3 protein-coding genes are annotated in these 2473 nt (G+C 41.5%); 2 read left to right on the top strand and 1 reads right to left on the bottom strand.

The genetic code is table 11. The features are described from left to right. On the bottom strand, positions 1-463 hold a 463-nt coding region (locus tag AC1DRF_RS23185; protein WP_477741800.1), incomplete at its 3' end, for a cupin domain-containing protein. Between the two features lie 231 nt (positions 464-694). Here AC1DRF_RS23185 and AC1DRF_RS23180 point away from each other — a divergent pair. Then, positions 695-1525: a glycosyl transferase family 2 gene (locus AC1DRF_RS23180; RefSeq protein WP_477741799.1), complete on the top strand. Its 831-nt coding sequence runs from the start codon at positions 695-697 to the stop codon at positions 1523-1525. A 140-nt stretch (positions 1526-1665) separates the two neighbouring features. Then, on the top strand, positions 1666-2473 hold an 808-nt coding region (locus tag AC1DRF_RS23175), incomplete at its 3' end, for a superoxide dismutase (protein WP_477741798.1).

Below are 2473 nucleotides of genomic sequence, written 5' to 3'. Positions count from 1 at the left end.
GATCTAAGCAGTACGTGTGAGCAAGGACTTCAATAGGCGTCTTATTTAAAATGTCCGATCCAAAAATGTATTCCGGGTAAGGGGCGTCAAAAATGGCAAGTAAATGCGTATTGTCTTCAGACGCAATCTCCCAGTGCCACCAGCCTTGAGGGATATTGGCTACTTGACCGGGAGTAATTGGAATATTTGTGACTTCGTTGTTAAACGGATTGATTAATGAAACGACGGCTGAGCCTGAAATGCAGTAAACAAGCTCAGCGGCATTTTGATGATAGTGCGGTTCGACCACGCGGCTTTTGCTTAAGTAAATATCGAGTAACGATACGTTTCCAAGAGTATTTAGCACATCTCTTCCTAGCCGGTTAATATAGTTTTCATCATTGCGCGTATTAAGTCTGTTTTTGTTCAAATCGGAAAAGTATTGTAGGTTTGGGTTATTGTAATCCATATAAGACGTTGACAAGGGTCTTCAGCTCCGATCCTTGAATTTTTATGATGCTGTATCGTATGTGAAGCGTTGTATTTCGTGACAGAAGCATAGAAGGATATATAGGTAAGGGCCTCTTTTTGATAAGGTGTACAATCATTTGTCCACTGATTTTCATATACTGTAACAGGTTCTTTTTTTACAGAGCCATGATCAATGTCAGACGCATACGACGGATCATTTTAAGGAAAGTGGGTTGCAGAGCTGTTGCTTGATCAATATGAAAAAATAACTAGTACGTATGAGAAGCTGGACGAACTTCAGCTGCCGTTTAATAAGCCCGTTTTAGTCGCGGTTGAGTGGAAMGGAGTGCTGTTTGAGTTTTTAGTGAGATTAAAAAAAGAGTCTTCTCATTTGCTTGTGTTTGGTTCAGGAGGAGGGGCAAGTCAGGAAATGCCTGCAGGCCCTCCATATTTTCAGCGCCATTCGTGGATGAATGAATTCCAAGATTCCATTATTTATTACAACGACCCCACGCTTTATTTAGGAAAAGTGTCGCTTGCGTGGGGACAAGGGACAAGCGATCGTTTTTATTTAAAAGACATTGCGGTTGTAATTGAAAAGTTCATGAAAAAAGTACAGGTGAGTTCGTCTAATGTGCTATTTTACGGATCATCGGGCGGCGGCTTTATGTCGATGTTTTTAGCGGGGTACGTAAAAGGAGCAAAAGCGCTTGTCAACAATCCGCAGACTTGCTTGACCAAGTGGCTGAAAACGCCGGTTCGGCAAGTGTTTAATTTATCTTATCCGAACTTGACAGAAAATGAAGTGATAGCCTTATACGGTGAGCGAATTAACGTAGTGAAGTTTTTTCGCCATATTAACTATGTGCCGAAGGTGTATTACTTGCAAAACGGGGCGTTTGAATACGATATGAACAATCACTTGCTGCCATTTTTAATGGATTTGCAGGATATGCCAGATGACTGTGAAATCAATAATATAAAAGTCGAGCTCTATTATAATCCAAAGCTGAAGCACGCGGCTGTTAGCAAGCAAGAAACGATTGATTATGTAAATATGGCAAAGAAGATATAATAAAAAAGGCAAGAGTTCAAGCTTAAAGGAACTCTTGCCTTTTTTATGTCGAATTTTCTAACTCAATAGATACAAGTAGGAAGTTATGTTGCTTTTTCTTTTGAATATGATAGTGAAGATGAGGTGTAAGGAGGGAAAGTATGGCCGATCAAGATGAGAGAAAAAGATACTTGATGGAAGTTCAGACCTGGCTTGAACAAGTATGTGATCCTGTATTTGAAGAAGCCATTACAGAAGTAGATATAACGTCATATATAACGCGCACGCAAGAAGACGTTCTTGAATATTTAAGCGAAGAAGATGTCAACGAATATACGTTAGAAGAAATCAATAATGCAGTGCGGCATATTGATAAAGTTTTAAAAGAGCGGCTTGGAGACGACGGAAGGGAGCGAGAATCAATAGCGCCAGGACAGCACGAGCTGCCGCCGCTTGGCTATAGCTATTCAGCTCTCGAACCGTATATTAACCGGGAGATCATGCGTCTTCATCACAGCAAGCATCATCAAAGCTATGTAGATGGATTAAATAAAGCAGAGCTCATGCTGCAGCAAGCCCGTAACACAAACAATTTTGACCTCCTAAAACATTGGGAACGGGAAGCTTCTTTTCATGGCTCAGGTCATTACTTGCATACAATCTTTTGGGAAATTATGAGTCCAGAAGGAGGAGGGAGGCCGAAACGACAGCTGCTGCAGCAGCTTCAAAAAGACTTTGGCAGCTATGAGAAATTTATGATGCACTTTTCTCAAGCTGCAAAAAAAGTGGAAGGTGTGGGCTGGGCTATCTTAGTATGGTCGCCGCGTTCGCGAAAGCTTGAAGTCTTGCAGGCTGAGCGTCATCAGCTTCTCACGCAGTGGGATACGATTCCGCTGCTCGTATTAGACGTATGGGAACACGCCTATTATTTGCAGTACAAAAATGAACGTGATCCGTACGTTGATAATT

This window comes from Priestia sp. P5_B4 (assembly GCF_056400385.1).
The sequence above is the reverse complement of the archived record's forward strand: the minus strand, read 5'-3'. Positions and strand labels throughout refer to the sequence as shown.